The organism is Daejeonella sp., assembly GCF_030684675.1.
In the GTDB taxonomy this organism is placed as follows: domain Bacteria; phylum Bacteroidota; class Bacteroidia; order Sphingobacteriales; family Sphingobacteriaceae; genus Daejeonella.
The window spans coordinates 1-18,638 of record NZ_JAUXXZ010000016.1 but is presented as its reverse complement, the minus strand read 5'-3'; the positions used below and the strand labels follow the sequence as shown (position 1 = coordinate 18,638).

The 18,638-nt window shown below is 39.0% G+C and carries 18 protein-coding genes; 9 read left to right on the top strand and 9 right to left on the bottom strand.

Annotation, left to right across the window (positions count from 1 at the left end; translation table 11 throughout):
* Positions 1 to 32: 32 nt before the first annotated feature.
* The 3 genes from Q8M41_RS02505 to tgt are packed head-to-tail and all read right to left on the bottom strand — an operon-like array spanning position 33 to position 3,167.
* Entirely contained in the window at positions 33 to 941 is a 909-nt protein-coding gene (locus Q8M41_RS02505) for a DMT family transporter (RefSeq protein WP_305363665.1), read from the bottom strand.
* Positions 942 to 947: 6 nt separating this feature from the next.
* Positions 948 to 2,027 (bottom strand): LptF/LptG family permease, encoded by a 1,080-nt coding sequence (locus Q8M41_RS02500; RefSeq protein ID WP_305363664.1) that lies wholly within the window; start codon positions 2,025 to 2,027, stop codon positions 948 to 950.
* 9 nt (positions 2,028 to 2,036) lie between these two features.
* Positions 2,037 to 3,167: a tRNA guanosine(34) transglycosylase Tgt gene (tgt, locus tag Q8M41_RS02495; RefSeq protein WP_305363663.1), complete on the bottom strand. Its 1,131-nt coding sequence runs from the start codon at positions 3,165 to 3,167 to the stop codon at positions 2,037 to 2,039.
* A gap of 200 nt (positions 3,168 to 3,367) precedes the next feature.
* On the opposite strand from tgt, the gene Q8M41_RS02490 reads away from it, so the two are divergent.
* The 4 genes from Q8M41_RS02490 to dprA all read left to right on the top strand — a co-directional run bounded on the left by Q8M41_RS02490 (position 3,368) and on the right by dprA (position 6,845).
* Positions 3,368 to 4,438, top strand: coding sequence for a glycosyltransferase (locus Q8M41_RS02490; RefSeq protein WP_305363662.1), 1,071 nt, complete (start codon positions 3,368 to 3,370; stop codon positions 4,436 to 4,438).
* Positions 4,429 to 5,043, top strand: coding sequence for an RNA polymerase sigma factor (locus Q8M41_RS02485; protein WP_305363661.1), 615 nt, complete (start codon positions 4,429 to 4,431; stop codon positions 5,041 to 5,043). The genes Q8M41_RS02490 and Q8M41_RS02485 overlap by 10 nt, the downstream gene beginning before the upstream one ends.
* The gene (rsmG, locus tag Q8M41_RS02480; RefSeq protein WP_305363660.1) at positions 5,033 to 5,659 is read left to right on the top strand and encodes a 16S rRNA (guanine(527)-N(7))-methyltransferase RsmG; all 627 of its coding nucleotides are present in this window, start codon (positions 5,033 to 5,035) and stop codon (positions 5,657 to 5,659) included. The genes Q8M41_RS02485 and rsmG overlap by 11 nt, the downstream gene beginning before the upstream one ends.
* 91 nt (positions 5,660 to 5,750) lie before the next feature.
* Positions 5,751 to 6,845 (top strand): DNA-processing protein DprA, encoded by a 1,095-nt coding sequence (dprA, locus tag Q8M41_RS02475; RefSeq protein WP_305363659.1) that lies wholly within the window; start codon positions 5,751 to 5,753, stop codon positions 6,843 to 6,845.
* Here dprA and Q8M41_RS02470 read toward each other — a convergent pair.
* The 4 genes from Q8M41_RS02470 to sppA all read right to left on the bottom strand — a co-directional run bounded on the left by Q8M41_RS02470 (position 6,842) and on the right by sppA (position 11,845).
* The gene (locus Q8M41_RS02470) at positions 6,842 to 7,339 is read right to left on the bottom strand and encodes a histidine phosphatase family protein (protein WP_305363658.1); all 498 of its coding nucleotides are present in this window, start codon (positions 7,337 to 7,339) and stop codon (positions 6,842 to 6,844) included. The two genes, dprA and Q8M41_RS02470, sit on opposite strands and share 4 nt — an antisense overlap.
* Complete coding sequence (locus Q8M41_RS02465) at positions 7,332 to 8,309, bottom strand: glycosyltransferase family 9 protein (protein ID WP_305363657.1); 978 nt, start codon at positions 8,307 to 8,309, stop codon at positions 7,332 to 7,334. The genes Q8M41_RS02470 and Q8M41_RS02465 overlap by 8 nt, the downstream gene beginning before the upstream one ends.
* The gene (locus Q8M41_RS02460; RefSeq protein ID WP_305363656.1) at positions 8,306 to 9,988 is read right to left on the bottom strand and encodes a DNA polymerase/3'-5' exonuclease PolX; all 1,683 of its coding nucleotides are present in this window, start codon (positions 9,986 to 9,988) and stop codon (positions 8,306 to 8,308) included. The genes Q8M41_RS02465 and Q8M41_RS02460 overlap by 4 nt, the downstream gene beginning before the upstream one ends.
* 87 nt (positions 9,989 to 10,075) lie before the next feature.
* Positions 10,076 to 11,845: a signal peptide peptidase SppA gene (gene sppA, locus Q8M41_RS02455; protein ID WP_305363655.1), complete on the bottom strand. Its 1,770-nt coding sequence runs from the start codon at positions 11,843 to 11,845 to the stop codon at positions 10,076 to 10,078.
* An 87-nt stretch (positions 11,846 to 11,932) separates the two neighbouring features.
* Between sppA and folK the strand changes: the two genes are divergently transcribed.
* Positions 11,933 to 12,415 carry a 2-amino-4-hydroxy-6-hydroxymethyldihydropteridine diphosphokinase gene (folK, locus tag Q8M41_RS02450; RefSeq protein WP_305363654.1) on the top strand — a complete coding sequence of 161 codons (483 nt, stop codon included), beginning with the start codon at positions 11,933 to 11,935 and terminating at the stop codon, positions 12,413 to 12,415.
* A gap of 28 nt (positions 12,416 to 12,443) precedes the next feature.
* Positions 12,444 to 12,812, top strand: a complete 369-nt coding sequence (locus Q8M41_RS02445; RefSeq protein WP_305363653.1) for an Hpt domain-containing protein — start codon at positions 12,444 to 12,446, stop codon at positions 12,810 to 12,812.
* A gap of 137 nt (positions 12,813 to 12,949) precedes the next feature.
* On the opposite strand, the gene pssA is transcribed toward Q8M41_RS02445, so the two are convergent.
* The gene (gene pssA, locus Q8M41_RS02440) at positions 12,950 to 13,666 is read right to left on the bottom strand and encodes a CDP-diacylglycerol--serine O-phosphatidyltransferase (RefSeq protein ID WP_305363652.1); all 717 of its coding nucleotides are present in this window, start codon (positions 13,664 to 13,666) and stop codon (positions 12,950 to 12,952) included.
* A 76-nt stretch (positions 13,667 to 13,742) separates the two neighbouring features.
* Positions 13,743 to 15,341 carry a transcription termination factor Rho gene (rho, locus tag Q8M41_RS02435; RefSeq protein WP_305363651.1) on the bottom strand — a complete coding sequence of 533 codons (1,599 nt, stop codon included), beginning with the start codon at positions 15,339 to 15,341 and terminating at the stop codon, positions 13,743 to 13,745.
* A gap of 241 nt (positions 15,342 to 15,582) precedes the next feature.
* Here rho and pyrF point away from each other — a divergent pair, with 241 nt between their 5' ends.
* The 3 genes from pyrF to Q8M41_RS02420 all read left to right on the top strand — a co-directional run bounded on the left by pyrF (position 15,583) and on the right by Q8M41_RS02420 (position 18,321).
* Positions 15,583 to 16,410, top strand: coding sequence for an orotidine-5'-phosphate decarboxylase (gene pyrF, locus Q8M41_RS02430; RefSeq protein ID WP_305363650.1), 828 nt, complete (start codon positions 15,583 to 15,585; stop codon positions 16,408 to 16,410).
* Positions 16,411 to 16,814: 404 nt separating this feature from the next.
* The gene (locus Q8M41_RS02425; RefSeq protein ID WP_305363649.1) at positions 16,815 to 18,095 is read left to right on the top strand and encodes a DUF2851 family protein; all 1,281 of its coding nucleotides are present in this window, start codon (positions 16,815 to 16,817) and stop codon (positions 18,093 to 18,095) included.
* Between the two features lies 1 nt (position 18,096).
* The gene (locus Q8M41_RS02420; protein WP_305363648.1) at positions 18,097 to 18,321 is read left to right on the top strand and encodes a PspC domain-containing protein; all 225 of its coding nucleotides are present in this window, start codon (positions 18,097 to 18,099) and stop codon (positions 18,319 to 18,321) included.
* Positions 18,322 to 18,638: the final 317 nt, after the last annotated feature.

Sequence of the window (18,638 nt, the reverse complement as noted above, 5' to 3'; positions counted from 1 at the left end):
TTTAAGATAGGCTTAGTGTAAAAACTCCTCCCCTACCCGATGGGGGTTTTGGGATTTGGCTTTCTTTTTATGTTTTTTAAATAGGGGTACAGGAAGATTGTACCCAGCACAATTATTGCTCCGGCATAAAATCCAGGAGTCATTTGTTCCTTCTTTCCAAAGAACATGAAGGCCAGAATAATACCATAAACAGGCTCCAGGTTCGTGATAAGAGCAACCCTGAAAGCAGATAATTCTTTCATCACAGCCACTCCTGCAACGTAGGCAAGTGAGGTACAAACGGTTCCAAGGATCAATAAAAAGAACAAATCAGAAGGATTGAGGCTAACAGGGGCCTTCAGGCCTTCTGAAATTAATAAATAAAGAGAAATCCATACCCATGCTCCAATGAGCTCATAGAAGCTTATAATCGGTGCAGGGCGATTTTGAATTTGTTTCGAATTTATGATTGAGAAAATACTGGCGCACAGAGCACTTAGCAAACCGCTGATTATTCCTATAGAGTACCGGGATTCAAACTTAAAAATCATGTAAATACCGGAGATGATCATCAAGCCGGTGAATATTTCGAGACCTGATATTTTTTGTCTTTTCAGCAGGGGTTCTAGTATCGCCGTGAACAGGGTAAGGGAGGAAAGACTGACCAAAGCTACCGAAACAGTAGACAGTTTAATTGATTGAAAGAACAGAATCCAGTGAGCTGCTACAATAGCTCCAGTGAAGAATAATTTCAAAAAGGTTTCTTTGGATACCCGGATCGATATTTTCTTAAAAAGGAAATATCCATACAAACTAACAAAGGCGATCAGAACCCTGTACCATACGAGATGCGCGGCATCGATAGAGATCAAGGCACCCAGGATTCCGGTAAATCCCCATATAAAGACTGTGATGTGAAGAATGATCAGATTTTTACTGATCTCAGGTTTTTGAAAAGGCATGATGGTTTATTTTGGTGCTTTCATCAATAAATAGATGCCCAGAATTCCAAAAACTATATTGGGGATTAAAACGGCAATTAGAGGTGGTAATCCGCCTTTTAAGGCAAACATGCTTGAGAATCTGATGAATAGGATATAGGTGAAGCTTAAAAATATACCTATTCCAAGTGGAAGGCCAACCCCGCCACGTACCTTGCGTGAAGAGAGGGAAACGCCCATTAAGGTTAGAACAAAAGCCGACAAGGGATACACAAAACGCTGGTATTTTTCAAGTTTTAAATCCGCCATTACCCCGGTGCCTCGTATTTCTTCCTTCTTAATACGATCGTTTAACTCACCCATATTCATCGCCTGGTAAATATTATCATAAATTTCGAAGTCTTTCGGGCGCATATCCAGTGTGGTATCCATTTGTAAACCTGCGGTCATAGACTCCTTCAAACCATCAATTTTCCGGATAGAATAGTTTTCAATTTTCCATTTTGTTTTAACTGAATCCCAACTGATTCTATCGGAAACGAGCTTTTCTTTCAGATCCATCCCCGAGAATTTTTCCAGCGTGAACTTATAACCGGTTTTTAAATTATTGTCGAAATTTTCAATGTATACCAACGTGTTTTTATCAATCTGCATATGCGTATACATCTTGGAATTGTCTGATTTCGGATTCACATAAACATTCTCAAAATCAATCTTCAGCCGGTTAGTTTCAGGAATGATGAAGAGATTAAAGATCAGTGTAACTAGAAAAATGACTGTAGATGAGATCAGGTAAGGCCATAGAAATCGTTTAAAACTTACCCCGCTGCTAAGTATCGGTACAATTTCTGTTTGATCGGCCATTTTAGCCGTAAAGAAAATAACAGCTATGAAATTTATTAAGGGAGATAGAAAATTGAGATAAAATGGAATAAAACCGACATAATAGCTGAAAATAATCTCTTTCATCGGTGCCTGATGCCTTAAAAAGTCATCAAGTTTTTCGGAAACATCGAAAATTACAATAATCACAGTGAAAATTGTCAGGGTAAAGGCAAATGTCCCCAGATATTTCTTTATGATGTACCTGTCGATAATTCCGATCATATTCTAATGCTATAAGCGTTGTGCTAATTGAACAACCATTTTGTTTTTCCAATCGTGAAAATCACCGGCTATAATTTTCTCTCTGGCCTCATTCACCAGCCATAAGTAAAAGTGCAGGTTATGTAAGGTTGCAATCTGAGCACCCAGTATCTCTTTTGAATGAGCCAGATGTCTAAGATACGCCTTTGAATAATTTCTGTCTGTAAAAAGATCACTATCTTCTTCCAGTGGAGAGAAATCGTTCTTCCAGCGCTCATTACGGATATTAATGATGCCATTTTTAGTGAATAACATCCCGTTTCTGGCATTTCGTGTTGGCATTACACAGTCGAACATATCTATTCCCAATGCAATATTTTCGAGGATATTTACAGGAGTACCTACCCCCATAAGATAGCGTGGCTTATCTTTTGGAAGTATATCGGTAACGATATCTGTCATTTCATACATCTCTTCAGCAGGTTCTCCAACTGAAAGTCCGCCGATTGCGTTTCCTTCCCTTTCAAAAGAGGCGATAACTTCTGCAGATTGTTTTCGAAGGTCTTTATAAACCGAGCCTTGAACAATAGGAAACAGGGTTTGATCAAATCCATATAGGGGATGAGTTGTATCAAAGCGTTCACAGCAGCGCTTCAGCCAGCGATGAGTCATTTCCATTGAACGACGGGCATAGCCATATTCGCAGGGATAGGGTGTACATTCATCGAAGGCCATGATAATATCAGCACCAATAACCCTCTGGGTATCCATTACCGATTCAGGGGTAAAAAGATGTTTTGAACCGTCTATATGTGATCTGAAGGTCACACCTTCCTCCCTGATTTTTCGTACTCCCGACAGAGAATAGACCTGATAACCGCCGCTATCAGTCAGCAGGGGTTTATCCCATCCATTAAATTTATGCAATCCGCCCGCAAGCTGGAGGGTTTCCAAACCTGGCCTGAGGTATAAATGGTAGGTATTGCCAAGAATGATCTGGGCCTTAATATCTTCCGAAAGTTCATGCTGGTGCACAGCCTTTACCGAACCTGCAGTGCCCACAGGCATAAAAATGGGGGTTTTGATGATGCCATGGTCAGTACTTATTTCGCCTGCCCGTGCTTTCGAAGATTTATCTGAAGCCTCTAATTTAAATTTCATTCAATTGCAAAATATCAGCCGCAAAAATAGCAAAATATAAACTGTAGCAGGTGAGAGCCAGAAATATGCCCTGATTATTTCTTTTATTTTTTAAAAATGACAATAGTTAGCTGAAAAATTAGAAATTTACCCCTGTTTAAAGCTCATTCTAACGCGTGGATTATTTAGTTATTTCGATTTCAATTTCCCTACTGATTTGTTTGATCCTGCAGTTATATTATACTCTTGCAATTCATAGAAAATTAGCGGTTTATAAAGGTTATGAAGGCTATAACCAGGTTTTGGAGCCGATCTCGGTCATCATTTGTGCAAAAAACGAGCTGGAGAATTTAAAGCAGAATCTCTTGCCATTTCTTGAACAGGATTACCCTGATTTTGAGGTGGTAATTGTAAATGATTGTTCAAATGACGGGTCCGACTGGTTTTTACGCGACTTATCCCTGCAGCATAAAAACCTCAAGGTCGTTACAATTAACGATCATCCCCGTTTTAAGCACGGAAAGAAGTTTGCAGTAACTCTCGGAATAAAGGCAGCAAAAAATGACAACCTGGTCTTTACCGATGCAGATTGCAGACCTGCATCAAACCAATGGCTAAAGTGTATTCAACGAAATTTCAATGAGCATACCGAAATTGTCCTGGCTTATTCACCCTATGAATTTAAAGGGAGTCTGCTTAATCGCTTTATCCGTTATGAAACATTCATTACTGCCCTTAATTATCTTTCCCATGCTTTAAAAGGTAATCCTTATATGGGAGTAGGAAGAAATATGGCCTACAAGAAATCCCTGTTTTTTAGAGGTAAGGGCTTTGCATCACATATGCATATTTTATCGGGGGATGATGACCTGTTTGTAAACCAGAACGCCACCAATACTAACACAAGAATTGAAATCGATTTTGATTCCCATATCTGGTCTGAACCCAAAAATTCACTTTCCAGCTATTTTTCACAAAAATTTCGTCATCAGGGTGCCGGAAAAGCATACAAAAGCAGCCATAAAAAAATGCTGGGAGTGCAGGTGATATCAGGTTTTCTGTTTTATGTATTCCTGATTGCTTTAATTGTAATTAAGGCCGATTGGTGGATTATTGCTGCATTTTATTCGATCAGGTTATTGGCGCAAATTCTGGTTTATATCCCTGTTTTAAAGAAATTAAAGTATATTGATCTGATTTGGTGGGTACCGGTATTTGATTTCATTTATTACATTTATATAGTGATTTTAAACTTTATAGCCTTATTCAGAAAGAGGGTTGAATGGAAATAAATCCTAACTTTTCGGCAAATGCCAAAAATGATTTTATGCTGGTCATCAGAGCAAAAGATGGGGATCAGAAGGCCTATGCCGAATTAATGCAGAGATACAAGGATTCCATTTACTTTATGGCCCTTAAAATGGTCAACAATAAAGACGATGCAATGGATCTTACAGTTGAAACATTTGGGAAGGCATTTGAAAATATTGAGAAGTACAAACCTGATTTTGCTTTTAGTACCTGGTTATTCAGGATAGCAACTAATAATTGTATAGATTTCATTAGGAAGAAGAGACTAAATGTGGTTTCCCTGCAATCTTTATCTGAGGAGGGTAAGGATGAGAAGCAATTGCAGATTGCATCTGATACCTTAAACCCTGAACAAACGTCAATAAAGAAGCAGGAAAGTGAGAAACTGAAGAGTATTGTAGATCAGTTACCTCAAAGGTATAGAACCCTGATTGTTTTGAGATATTATGATGAACAATCCTATGAAGAGATCGCTCAGCAGCTCGATCTGCCTTTGGGTACTGTAAAGGCACAGCTTTTCCGCGCAAGGGATCTGATGTCGAATATAATGAACCGTAAAAAGAAAAACTTGAGAAGTGACTTCTGATATCATATCATATTATTTCCCTGACCTCAGCCAGAAACAAAAGGAGCAGTTCGCCGAACTGGATGAGCTCTACCGTTTCTGGAATGCCAGAATCAATCTGATTTCAAGGAAGGATATCGATATGCTATATCTTCATCATATTCTTCATTCCCTTGCTATTGCAAAGCTTATTTCATTTTTGCCTGGTGAAAAAGTGCTTGATGTAGGTACTGGTGGGGGATTCCCCGGAATTCCACTTGCCATCATGTTTCCGGAAACTGATTTTCATCTGGTAGATTCTATTGGAAAGAAGATAAAGGTTGTTCAGGAGGTTGCTTTGGGATGTGGGTTGACAAATGTTCGTGCAAGTCATGCAAGAGCTGAGCAGATTGATGAGAAATTCCATTTTGTGGTTTCCAGAGCTGTAACCCGACTATCTGAATTTTATCCCTGGGTAAAGGGAAAATTTGAGAAAAAGTCGATGAATACCCTTCAAAATGGTATATTGTACTTGAAAGGTGGTGATCTGGCTAAGGAAATTAAAGAATCGGGTTTAAAAACAGAACTTATACCTCTTTCAAAGTATTTTAAAGAAGATTATTTTGATTCTAAATTTGTGGTTTATATCCCTCAATAAGTTTTAGTATTATTTTGACTGAATGCGACATCCCCAAATGTCCTTTCTGTTGTTTGCTCTATTTTTTATTCTTTCGTTAAATTCTTAGAATATGGCATTGCTTCATCAGCTTGCATTATCATGTATCCCTGGCATAGGCTCAGTACTTGCCCGAAATCTTCTTAGTTATTGTGGCAATGCCGAGGAAGTGTTTAAAGCAAAAACTAAGAATCTGGCCCATATCCCGGGTATTGGTCCTAAAACTCTCGAATTTCTAAAGGAACATTCAGCATTAAAACGGGCTGAACAGGAACTTAAATTTATTGATAAGTTCAAGATCAAAGCATTTTTTCTTACAGATGATGATTACCCGAAACGCCTTAGAAATTGTGCAGATGCACCCATAGTAGTATATTTTAAAGGAAATGCCGACCTGAATGCCGGCAAGGTAATCAGTATTGTAGGTACCAGAAATGCAACTGATTATGGTAAGGGGATATGCAGAACACTGATAGAAGACTTGAAGGTTCATCAACCTTTGATTATCAGTGGACTGGCTTATGGGATTGATGGAGCGGCACATAAAGAAGCTCTTAAAAATGATATTCCTAATGTTGCTGTTCTTGCACATGGGCTGGACCGTATTTATCCGGCGCAACACCGGGCAATGGCCGAAAAAATTCTGGATTGTGGCGGACTTATCACCGAATTTATGTCGGGTACAATTCCCGATCGGGAGAATTTCCCTAAGCGGAACCGGATCATCGCCGGTTTGGCCGATCTGACCATAGTCGTGGAGGCTAACATCAAAGGAGGGGCATTAATTACTGCTGAGCTGGCCAATTCTTATAACAGAGATGTATTTGCTTATCCGGGGAGGATTAATGATGAATTTAGTCAGGGATGTAATTTTCTGATCAAAACCAACAGAGCAAATCTGATGACCAGAGTGGCCGATCTGGAATATCTGATGGGATGGACCAGAGATCAGTTATCACCTTTAAAACCTCAACTTAGTCTGCCAATCAATCTGACAGCTGACGAGCAGATCATTGCAGATATTCTATATGCCAAAGGAAGTCTTGGAGTTGATGATCTCGCTATTTTAAGTGGGTTTCAGCAAAGTAAGCTGGTCATGATCATTCTGGGCATGGAAATGCAGGGAAGTATCATTTCATTACCCGGAAAGTTTTACAAAATGACTTAATGCTCATTTTTCGGATAATCATAGAGAATCAATTCTCCTGTCCTCCCACTTAGCATTTTCCAGCTGTCGAAAGGGAATAGTATCAACGCGATGCCACATGTTGGAATATTGTCAATATCTGCTCCACAGAATTTATTGACGAGATCAGTGATTGACGGATTATGGCCAAACAGGGCAACAAAATCTGCCTGATCATCCAAATTGTTAGTACAATCTAGCAGTGTATCCGTCAGCGCATCATATATTTCTGGATCCTGAATGATTTCTGATTGTGCTATTCCTAATTCATGTGCAAAATACCTGGCAGTCGAAATGGCCCGCAATGCCGGGCTACTATACAGTATTTGAGGGTGTAAATTCTTTGTTTTTAATCTTTTGGCCATTTCCTGAGCATTTTTTTCACCCCTGTGACTTAATGCTCTTTTGAAATCCGGTTTTTTGAAATCGGCTTCTTCTGCTTTTGCGTGGCGAATGATCAGTAATTGTTTAGGCATTGCTTTCTTTGATAATTTGATTCAGATCTATAAGATTCATGCATTTAAAATGACCCTTTGGACAGTTATTAAATCCAATTTTTGAACATGGACGACAGCTTAGACCATTAACCTGAATAATTTGTGAATGATCTGCTTTGTATGGATACATTCCAAACTCGGGAACCGTATTCCCCCAAACGGATACAATAGGCTTATTGAAGGCTGCTGCGATATGCATGAGGCCGGTATCATGTGTAACTACTTTATCAGCTCTGCTGATAAGAAATGCAGATTCATCAAGTTTAAATCGGCCACAGCCGTTAAATACATGAATGCCTGCCGCTTGAGTAATTTCTTCAGATTGCACTTTGTCCTCAGGTCCTCCGAGCAACACCACAGGGCCATTAATTTTGCCGCAAAGTTCGGTCAACTTATTAACAGGAAGCCGTTTTGTTGCATGCTGGGCACCAATAACTACTGCAATGAACTTCTGATGTGAAGCTGGTAACAGTTCAGTAAGATTATATTGCTTCAGTAAAAAGTAATCAAGCCCTTTAGAGTCGTTTTTTACACCAAGAAATTCTACAGTCTGAAGATACCGGTCAACAATATGAACAGGAGGGAGGACATTCATCTTAAAATTGACCAAAAGCCACTTTTGGCGGTTTAATTTGTCAAAAGAGCTTGATCTTACACCCAATTTTGTCTTGATCCATAATGTTCTCAGATTATGATGCAGGTCAATTACATAGTCAAACTTCTCTTTTTTCAGTTCTGTAATACAATCAGAAAGGGATTTCTCAAGGTAATGGATTTTATCAATGTGCGGATTTCCAGTTAATACAGTTTCATAGGACTTCTTGGTTAAATAATGCAGTTCAAGACCTTCCAACTGCTCTTTCAGACATCTGATTACCGGACTGGTAAGTACAATATCCCCAATTGAACTAAAGCGGATGATCAGTATTTTCAGTTTTATGTCTTTCAAAGCTGCTGTTTCTTTTTTTTCTGTTCAAACAGGATGCTGATCTGATCAAGATTCATTGCATTGAGACAATTTTCCTTGCTTAATCCTCCTTTTCTTGCGACAAGAGTCCCGTATTTCATGTCATTAAATCCTTCTTTCCTGTGAGCATCCGGATTTATCGACAAAAGCACACCCCTTGATATCGCATATTGATGCCATCTCCAGTCCAGATCGAGCCTGAGTGGGTTGGCATTTATTTCAATGATTACCTGATTTTCGGCACATGCATCAATAACCTTTTTATGATCAATTGGATATCCGCTTCTGCTGAGCAGTAACCTGCCGGTTGGATGTCCCAGAATCGTTGTGTATGGATTTTCAATTGCTTTTATCAAACGCTCAGTTGCTTTTTCCTCATTCATATTCAATATGGAATGTACGGATGCGACAACAAAGTCGAAGCTGGCCAGAACCTCATTGGAATAGTCGAGAGAGCCATCATATAAGATATCAGATTCAATTCCTTTAAATATCCGAAATGGGGAAAGCTTTTTATTCAACTCGTCAATTTCACGTTGCTGGGCTGCAAGCCTCGTTTCATTAAGGCCATTTGCATAAAAAGCCGATTTCGAGTGATCGCAAATCCCAAAATACTCCAGTTTTAAGTCGTTTTTACAGAAAAGTGCCATTTCTTCCAAAGTATGGATTCCATCGCTCCAGGTACTATGGTTGTGCAGGCTACCTTTAAGGTTAGAATATTGAATTAGTTCGGGTAAGGAATTTGATTCTGCGAGTTTAAATTCACCATTGCCTTCCCGTAATTCAGGTTCAATGAAAGGCAGGCCAGCCAGTTCATAAATTTCTTCTTCTGACTTACTGGACACATCAGCTCCTTTAAGCATAGCTCTTAGAGTTTCCACATGCTCCGGATTTCCTGTTTGAGAGATTAATTCCCATCCCAGCTCAGCTTTTTTGACAAAGATTAATTTAATTTTTATGCCCTGTTCGGTCTGAGAATTTATCTGATTATCAATGACTTCCAGATCTTTCAGATCCCAGCTTTCGAGTTTTTGTAAGATGCTATTATCAAGTTCTTTTACCAAAAGAAGATCAATGCTATCAATGATCTCAGATCTTCGGCGGTATTGCCCTGTCAGACAAGTTAAATCAGGCTGGATTTCTACTTTAATTCTTTCAAGGATGGCTTCAGCAAAGCTTTCAACCTGTGCATAGAGAAAGCGGCCATTGCTGGCCATATTAAATTCGATGGTCTTCTTTATTTCTTCCTGAGTTTTGAGTCCGAAACCTTTGGCCTCAATCAGGCGATTTTCATTACAGGCATAATACAACTCCCCAACACTTTCAATACCAAGATCCTTCCAGATAACCAGGATTTTTTTTGGTCCAAGGCCTTTTATTTTCATCATTTCAACTATTCCCGGGGGAGTTTGCTTGAGAAGATCCGAGAGGTCCCCAATGGTATTTGAATGCACAAGTTCCCAGATTTTGGATGCTATACTTTTACCAAGACCATCAAGCTGTTCCATTTGATCAAGCGTTTTGGTCGCTATGGGATAGGGAAGTTTATCAACTTTAAACGCGGCATTCGCAACAGACTTCACCTTGAAGGGATTTTCATTATGAAGTTCCATCAATTGACTTAAAAGTCTTAAAGTCCGGGCGATTGTTTTGTTTTCCATAAAGCTAAAAGCTCAAAAATAAACAACCCTTCCCTGAAAAGGGAAGGGTTTGATTATTTTTTAAGGAGAATTTGTTCTTTAATTGAATTATTTCACCTGAATATTGTATGGCATACGAGCCTGGATACCAGAAAGATTAATTGCTGACTTCATTTGCTCATAATAAATAAACTGATCACCTAATTCCTGTTTCATAAAATAGGTTTTTACTTTATCGCCGGTATGTTCAAACAGTGATTTAAGAGGATCAACCTGATCAGGATAACTTACAAGTTTATAATCAGTTATCTTGGCTTTTTTTGCTGCAGAAGCTATAGCATCATCAATATTCCCTAATCTGTCAACCAGGCCGTTCTGTAAGGCTTCAGTACCACTCCATACTCTTCCCTGGCCGATACTGTCGATATAAGCCTGAGATTTTTTACGCCCATCAGCCACCTTTTGTGTAAAAGTACTGTAGACTTTATTTACTTCCTGCTGAATGATCATTCTCTCAGCATCTGTCAAGGGGCGGCTCACTGTACCCAGATCTGCAAATTTGCCGGTTTTAACTCCGTCAAAAGTGATTCCAAGCTTGTTTTTAAAGAAATTCTGCATATTGGGAATGATACCAAAAACTCCAATGGAGCCAGTAATTGTATTGGGCTGTGCAAAAATTGAATCTGCTGCACAGGCAATATAATAGCCTCCTGAGGCTGCTACATCACCCATAGAAACGATTACCGGTTTAGATTTCTTTGCCAGAACCATTTCTCGCCAAATGACATCTGATGCCAGGGCACTGCCACCCGGAGAGTTTACCCTGAGGACAATAGCTTTAACCTTAGTATCCGTCCGTGCTTTCCGGATGGCCCTTGAAATTCTTTCTGAGCCAATTGATTCATCATTACCTTCACCACTGATGATATTACCATTAGCATAAATAAGGGCAATACGATCCGATGAGGATGCTTTCTTTTCATTCGGAGCTGGAGCGTATTCTTCAATACTTACCGATTTGAGGTCTTTTTTCTTGTCTGTTCCAGTACGGGATTTTAACTCATCAAGTACCTCATCTTTATACTTAAGGCCATCGATCATCTTGTAAACCAGGGCGTCTTTTGGATTTCTGACTTTAGCACTGTCTGCGAGAGAGAAAAGTGTGCTTTTCGGAATTTTTCTACTTTTTGATATTTCTGTAAGGAAATGGTCATACATAGATCCAAGGAAAGAATTTACCTGCAGACGGTTTGGCTCACTCATCTTATCCAGAATAAATGGCTCAACAGCACTTTTATAGGTTCCAACTTTTATAATCTGTGCTTCAATTTCAAGCTTCTCAAGTGAACCCTTAAAAAACATCAGCTCTGAGCTCAATCCCCTGAAATCGATCATTCCTTCAGGATTGAGGTATACTTTATCTGCTACAGAGGCCAGGTAATAAGCCCCCTGAGTATAAACTTCACTATAAGCCAAAATGAACTTTCCGCTCTTTTTGAAATCGATCAACGCATTTCTGATCTCTTCAATTGTTGCAAAACCTGCAGCTAAGGATGAAACATCAAGATAGATGCCTTCAATATGATCATCATTCTTGGCCTCTTCCAGACTTAAAAGAATTTCGTTAAGTCCGAGAGTTTTTTTATTGTCAAAACCCATGAAACTGAATTCAGAAAATGGATTCTTATCCGTTCGCTCTTTGATTGAGTAATCCAGACTGATATGCATGATACTGTTGGATGTTGGAATCACTTTACCATCACTTCCTGCTGAGGAAACCATCCCAACAATCAAGGCAATCAAAAGTATGAAAACAAGGAAAAACGACAGGATAAAACCTACCATTGAAGCGAAAACAAATTTGAAAAACTCTTTCATATTCAGAAACAAATATATTATCTATGCAAGTATACTAATTTACAGATTCAGTATTTGGCTATTTGTTACATGGAATTACTTAATTAGATGTATATCACCTATTTATTACTTGGAAGTAATCTTGGTAACAGGAGAAAATACATCGCATCCGCTATTTCTGAGATAGAAGCAAAGCTCGGAAGTATTGGTCAGCGCTCATCCATCTACCAGACAGCCTCATGGGGGAAGCATGATCAGCCTGATTTTTTAAATCAGGTTATTGAACTTAAAACGATTCTGAAACCGCAGGATTTGTTGTCCGGAATCTTGAGTATTGAGGCCGATTTGGGTCGTAAGCGTGTGGAAAAATGGGGTTCCAGGATCATTGATATTGATATTTTACTTTACGAAGATCAGATAATTAATGAACCTGAACTAAGTATTCCTCATCCTTACCTGGCCTTCAGAAGATTTTGCCTAATGCCATTGTGTGAAATTGCTCCCGAATTCATTCATCCGGTCTTGAAAAAAAATATTCAGGAATTGCTGCTTGAATTGTCTGATGATTTATTTGTAAAAAGGCTATCTTAGAAAATTGTTTTCAAATTAAAGATTAAAGATGGATAATGCTGGTTTCAAGGTAGATTTAACATACCTGAAAGATGTTGCAAGTGGCAGCGATGAATTTATGATTGATATGATTGATCTGTTTCTTGATCAAACCCCTGCTTATTTTGAACAGCTTGAGCAGTTTATTATTGAAGAAAACTGGTCAAAAGTAGCCGATATCGCACATAAAATTAAGCCAACCCTGGCTTTTATGGGTGTCGACTCTGCCAGAGAGAGTATGGCCGAAATTGAGCAGAATGCCCGAAATTTAATAAATCTGGAAACTATATCCCCGTCTTTTCAAATACTTAAGGAAATGTCTGTACAGCTATACAAACAATTAGCTGAGGTGAAAGCCAGTTTACAGAATCCTTCTTAAATCTATATCCGCTATACAGTATGCCAATTTTGTCTGAACCGTGATTTAGATGATTTATTTGATTAATATGATTGTCTGAATCATATTAATCCTAAAATCCTAAAAATCATAATTCAGACAAATAGCTTTAATACTGTTTATTTCCTCAATAGATCTTTGTCTCCTGTTCTGAACTGAACCAGAGATACCAGAAAATAAATTATAATAATAACCGGAACTGCTTCAAATTTTAAGAACAATAATAGGAGCACAGATGAAATGATCAGAATATAGCGAAGCAGATTCTCCTTAAACTTTAATGATTTAAATTTCAGTGAAATTAATGGAACCTCTGCTACCAGCAGCAAGCTCATGACCAAGCTGAATATCGCCAGAAACCATTGATTCAGGATAAAATCGGCAAAATAAGTACTGCTATCACCAATAATTAATGGAAATGAGGCGATTAAAAGTGCATTCGCAGGAGTAGGAAGGCCTATAAAATTCTCGGATTGCCTGGTGTCTATATTAAACTTGGCGAGTCTTAAGGCCGAAAATACAGCGATTATAAATACCGAAAAGCTCAGCCATGAAGCTCCAAAATCTATTTGCGGAGAAAGGGCAAAGAGTTGGTAGACAATTACTGAGGGTAAAACCCCAAAACTTACCATATCTGCCAGTGAATCCAATTCCTTACCGATATCTGAATAGGCTTTTAACAACCTAGCCAGCATCCCATCAAAAAAATCAAACACTGCTGCAATTACTATCGCATAAGACGCCCAGATCAGATTTCCCTGAAAGGCAAAAACAATCCCAAGACAGCCGCTGAACAGGTTCAGGCAGGTTACAGAATTAGGGATGTGCTTCTTCATCTGAAATTAAGGTTGGCTCTAAACTAATAAATACCCGCTGCTTTTAATCAGTCAATTGAACGATGAGTTTTTCAGATCAGGAGTTCATTGATATCAGGAATTCCTCATTTGTTTTTGTACCACGCATTTGTGATTGTAAAAACTCCATCGATTCCTGAGAATTCATGTCAGCCAGGTGATTACGCAAGATCCAGATCCTTTGCAATGTATCCTTATCAAGCAGCAAATCATCACGACGCGTACTTGAGGCGGTAAGGTCGATCGCAGGGAAAATACGCTTGTTAGAAAGTTTCCTGTCTAACTGAAGTTCCATGTTACCTGTTCCCTTAAATTCTTCAAAGATCACTTCATCCATTTTAGAACCGGTCTCGGTAAGAGCCGTCGCAAGGATAGTTAATGAACCGCCATCTTCGATGTTTCTGGCCGCACCGAAAAAGCGTTTAGGTTTATGTAATGCATTTGCATCCACACCCCCGGATAATATTTTACCTGAAGCAGGTGCTACAGTATTGTATGCTCTTGCCAGACGGGTAATGGAATCGAGAAGAATAACCACATCATGTCCGCATTCGACCATACGCTTAGCTTTTTCGAGCACAATGTTGGCGATCTTAACATGGCGTTCTGCAGGTTCGTCGAAGGTAGAAGAAACTACCTCAGCACGTACGCTTCTGGCCATATCTGTAACCTCTTCCGGACGCTCGTCAATCAGCAAAATGATCAGATAAACCTCAGGATGGTTTTTAGCAATGGCATTCGCCACATCCTTAAGAAGCATTGTTTTACCTGTTTTGGGCTGTGCCACGATCAATCCACGTTGTCCTTTACCAATAGGGGTAAACAAATCAATGATGCGTGTAGAGTGATTTGCAGTATCTACAAAAAGGTTTAGTTTTTCAGTTGGAAATAATGGTGTAAGGTAATCAAACGGTACTCTATCGCGTACCTCTGCCGGAATACGGCCATTGATTGCCTCAACTCTTACTAAAGGAAAATATTTTTCACCTTCTTTCGGCGGACGGATGCTGCCTCTTACGGTATCCCCAGTCTTAAGTCCGAAAAGCTTTATTTGTGATTGAGAAACATAAATATCATCAGGTGATGAAAGATAATTATAATCAGATGATCTTAAAAAACCATAACCATCTGGCATGATTTCCAAAATTCCCTCATTGACAATAACATTATCAAAATCCATATTGATTACAGGAGCATCCTGAGTTCTTGGGTTTTGATTTTGCCTGCGTTCAAATTTTCTTGGCTCTGCCTGTTCTGCTGGTTTTACATCCTTACTTTCCTGTACTGTATCCATAGGACTTTCAGAATCACTTACATTCTGAACAGGATCAATTGCCGGGATATCATCATCTTCAGGAAAATCAAATGTGCGGGTATTATCCAGCGGGACTTCCTTATGTTGTTTGCTTTCAGCAACAGGTTTAGTGCTGCGAAGACGTTTCCGTGGTCTTGCACCCGAATCAGAAGATTCAGCTGCATCAACACTCTCGGTTACTGCTTCATTATTTTCGGTCGCAGGGGAGGTTTCTGCAAATTCAAGAATCTTGGATATCAGATCCTGCTTGCGTAGGGTATCAGTATCCTGTACACCTAAGGTTTGAGCAATTTCACGTAGCTCAGAAACGAGCTTATCGTTCAATTTATTACTATCCAGCATTAAATTTGGTTTATATGTTTTTGGGATTTTAGTTCAAAACATCTATCCTGGAAATCGACGACACAAGAATTCTTGCAAAAGAAATGCTTTGAGAGAATTTTTGTGATTTCCTGAATTCAGGGATAAATTGAGATTATGACACAATTCTATGCAATAATATCAAATAAAACAAAACTTTATTTATTTTTTTAATGCCCTGCGCTCATCTTTAATTATTTTCGCTCCAATATTGCAGGAAATAATGAACAGAGAACAGTTAATTGAGCAGATAAAAATCAAGAAATCCTTCCTTTGTGTTGGTCTGGATACCGATATAACACTCATTCCAAAGTTTTTACTGGATTTTGAAGATCCTGTTCTTGAATTTAATAAGAGGATCATTGAAGCCACTCATGATCTTTGTGTAGCCTACAAGCCAAACAGTGCATTCTACGAAAGTCGGGGAATTGCTGGCTGGAAAAGTTTAATCGAGACTTCTAAACATATACCTTCTTCCTGTCTTGGGATCATAGATGCCAAACGTGGCGATATTGGAAACACCTCATCCATGTATGCCAAAGCCTTTTTTGATCCAGCCTCTTCAGGGATGAATTTTGATGCAATCACCATTGCCCCCTATATGGGAAGTGATTCGGTGAAACCATTTCTCGCATTTCAGGATAAATGGGTCATTTTATTGGCATTAACATCCAATGAAGGAGGGAAGGACTTTCAGTTTATTGAAACTGGAACCGGTCGTTTGTTTGAAAATGTGATTCAAAGGGCAAATACCTGGGCAGGAAACGACCGCCTGATGTATGTAGTTGGTGCGACCCGCGGAGAAGAGTTCCTGAATATCCGTAAATATGCACCTGATCACTTTCTTCTCGTTCCCGGAGTAGGAGCACAGGGTGGGAGCTTACAGGAAGTTTGTAAATACGGCTTATCCAAAAGCTGTGGTTTGCTTGTAAATTCCTCGCGATCAATAATCTATGCCTCATCAAGTGAGGATTTCGCAGAGCGGGCAAGGGAAGAAGCGAAGAAACTTCAATCTGAAATGGAACTATTGCTGGAGGGTATTGGGTTTTAATAGGGAATATGCCACCCAGAGTTAGGATTTAATGATTCATGGATTTTAGGATACCTAAATCCTAAAAATCCTACCATCCTAAAATCCTACTAATCCTAATTCAGATATTATGCTGTTTGCCTGAACCGTGATTCAGGTGATTTATATGAATAATATGACTTAGAAAATCCTAATATCCTACTAATCCTAATTCAGATATTATGCAATGTTTGTCTGAACCGTGATTCAGGTGATTCACGTGATTCATATGATTTTCTAAATCCTACTAATCCTAATATTCCTACTAATCCTAATCCAGACAATTTGGACAAGCCACATATTCCTTTAACAAACCACTTAAACAATCCTTAATACCGTTTAATCATATTTTTTTACTGCCGTAATTATTTTCAGCATATTAATTCATGATTCTCAATGAAGATTTACTGCATTTTATATGGAAATTCCGGCTTTACCATGTATCAGGTCTTAAAAGTACCTCAGGAGAGAGCCTGGATATAATCCGTCCCGGACAGCATAACCACCATGCCGGCCCCGATTTCTCCAATGCAAAAATCCGGATTGGAGGTACTTTATGGGCTGGGAACGTAGAAATTCATATCCGCTCTTCAGATTGGTACCGGCATCAGCATCAGTTCGACAAAGCCTATGACAATGTGATCCTACATGTGGTGGCTTATCATGATCAAGAAATTTTAAGGACTGATGGGACAGAGATTACTGTTTTGGAGATCGGAAACCTGATCCCTGAAGATATCGCTCAAAATTATGAGGACCTGATGGCCGGATTGAACTGGATTCCCTGTGAAAGGAAAATAAAACAGGTTGAGGAATTTTTCATAAACACTTGCCTAATAAGGGTTTTGATAGAGCGTCTTGAGGAAAAAAGCGATATGATTGATGCACTCCTCATTGAAGTAAAAGGCAGCTGGGATGATGCATTTTATATTAGCCTGGCCCGGAATTTTGGTTTTAAAACTAATGCCTTACCCTTTGAGATGCTTGCCCGATCCCTGCCGCAGTCTTTACTTGCAAGATATAAGGACCGTCCATTTCAGATTGAGGCTCTTATCTTCGGACAGTCAGGCTTTCTGGACACTAAACTAAAAGATTCCTATCCGCAATTGCTCAGAAAGGAATATCAATTTTTGCTTAAAAAGCATGATTTAAAGCCTGTGGATAAGTTTTTATGGAAATATATGCGATTAAGGCCCCGTAATTTCCCCTCTGTCCGGCTCGCACAGTTTGCAGCTCTGATTATCCGTTCAAACCATTTATTCTCAAAAATTATTCATGAAAAGGATATTGCTGTCATTACTGCGATGTTTAATAAGTTAAAGCTCAATGAGTACTGGAATACCCATTATCGCTTTGATCAGGAATGCAAACATTCGGCTGTTACCTTGGGGGAGGAGGCCATAAATAATATTCTTATTAATACAGTTTCAGTTTTTTTGTTCGCATTTGGTATCAGAACAGGAAGTGTAATACACAGGGAAAGGGCATTAATGCTGCTTGAAGGCCTCAATCCCGAACGAAATGCAATTATCAGAAAGTTTAATGAGATTGGAGTAAATTCAAGTAATTCTGCAATAAGTCAGGCACTTATACAATTAAAAAAATCATATTGTGATCAAAAGAAATGCTTATCTTGCGGGATTGGAATCAAATTTTTGAGCAAGTAAAATGTTTCAGCAGTTTCTTACATTTTTCGAAAAACGTTCTTTTGGGGTATGTACCTATCTTGGGGAGCGATTTAATATATCCATTTCCAAGATCAGACTATTTTTTATTTACTCCTCATTTCTGGCCGTAGGCTTTCCATTGATATTTTATGTATTTGCAGCCATTGTTTTGGATGTGAGGCATTATATTAAAAGGATCAGGGCCAGTAGTGTTTGGGATTTTTAACCGCGGGTCAAGCCCGCGGTGACAAAGGATCAAGTCCGGACCCGGATCGAGTCCGGGGTGACAGCGGATTAAGCCAAGGTGATACTTAAGTTTCACCACAAGTATTTTTTCACAACGAATTTTATTAATGAACCGATTCCAGGAAGGCTGGAATCTCTTCAGCCCACAACAACGTTTGTCATTCCTTTGGTCAATGAAAGAATATTTATTAGCTATTGTTATTGTTGAAATGGGGGGTCCGGGGGGTGTTAAAAAACTAAAAGCATTGTGGATAACGTTTTAATAAAAGGCAGGGTGAACTATTGTCATTCCTAGTT

Excerpts from the sequence above, each read along its gene's own strand:
- Q8M41_RS02445 (WP_305363653.1), top strand. The coding sequence starts at position 12,444 with ATGGATAATGCTGGTTTCAAGGTAGATTTAACATACCTGAAAGATGTT.
- pssA (WP_305363652.1), bottom strand. The coding sequence starts at position 13,666 with ATGAAGAAGCACATCCCTAATTCTGTAACCTGCCTGAACCTGTTCAGC.
- Q8M41_RS02485 (WP_305363661.1), top strand. The coding sequence starts at position 4,429 with ATGGAAATAAATCCTAACTTTTCGGCAAATGCCAAAAATGATTTTATG.
- pyrF (WP_305363650.1), top strand. The coding sequence starts at position 15,583 with ATGAACAGAGAACAGTTAATTGAGCAGATAAAAATCAAGAAATCCTTC.
- sppA (WP_305363655.1), bottom strand. The coding sequence starts at position 11,845 with ATGAAAGAGTTTTTCAAATTTGTTTTCGCTTCAATGGTAGGTTTTATC.
- Q8M41_RS02500 (WP_305363664.1), bottom strand. The coding sequence starts at position 2,027 with ATGATCGGAATTATCGACAGGTACATCATAAAGAAATATCTGGGGACA.
- Q8M41_RS02425 (WP_305363649.1), top strand. The coding sequence starts at position 16,815 with ATGATTCTCAATGAAGATTTACTGCATTTTATATGGAAATTCCGGCTT.
- Q8M41_RS02420 (WP_305363648.1), top strand. The coding sequence starts at position 18,097 with ATGTTTCAGCAGTTTCTTACATTTTTCGAAAAACGTTCTTTTGGGGTA.
- Q8M41_RS02470 (WP_305363658.1), bottom strand. The coding sequence starts at position 7,339 with ATGCCTAAACAATTACTGATCATTCGCCACGCAAAAGCAGAAGAAGCC.
- tgt (WP_305363663.1), bottom strand. The coding sequence starts at position 3,167 with ATGAAATTTAAATTAGAGGCTTCAGATAAATCTTCGAAAGCACGGGCA.
- Q8M41_RS02505 (WP_305363665.1), bottom strand. The coding sequence starts at position 941 with ATGCCTTTTCAAAAACCTGAGATCAGTAAAAATCTGATCATTCTTCAC.
- folK (WP_305363654.1), top strand. The coding sequence starts at position 11,933 with ATGTATATCACCTATTTATTACTTGGAAGTAATCTTGGTAACAGGAGA.
- dprA (WP_305363659.1), top strand. The coding sequence starts at position 5,751 with ATGGCATTGCTTCATCAGCTTGCATTATCATGTATCCCTGGCATAGGC.
- rho (WP_305363651.1), bottom strand. The coding sequence starts at position 15,341 with ATGCTGGATAGTAATAAATTGAACGATAAGCTCGTTTCTGAGCTACGT.
- Q8M41_RS02460 (WP_305363656.1), bottom strand. The coding sequence starts at position 9,988 with ATGGAAAACAAAACAATCGCCCGGACTTTAAGACTTTTAAGTCAATTG.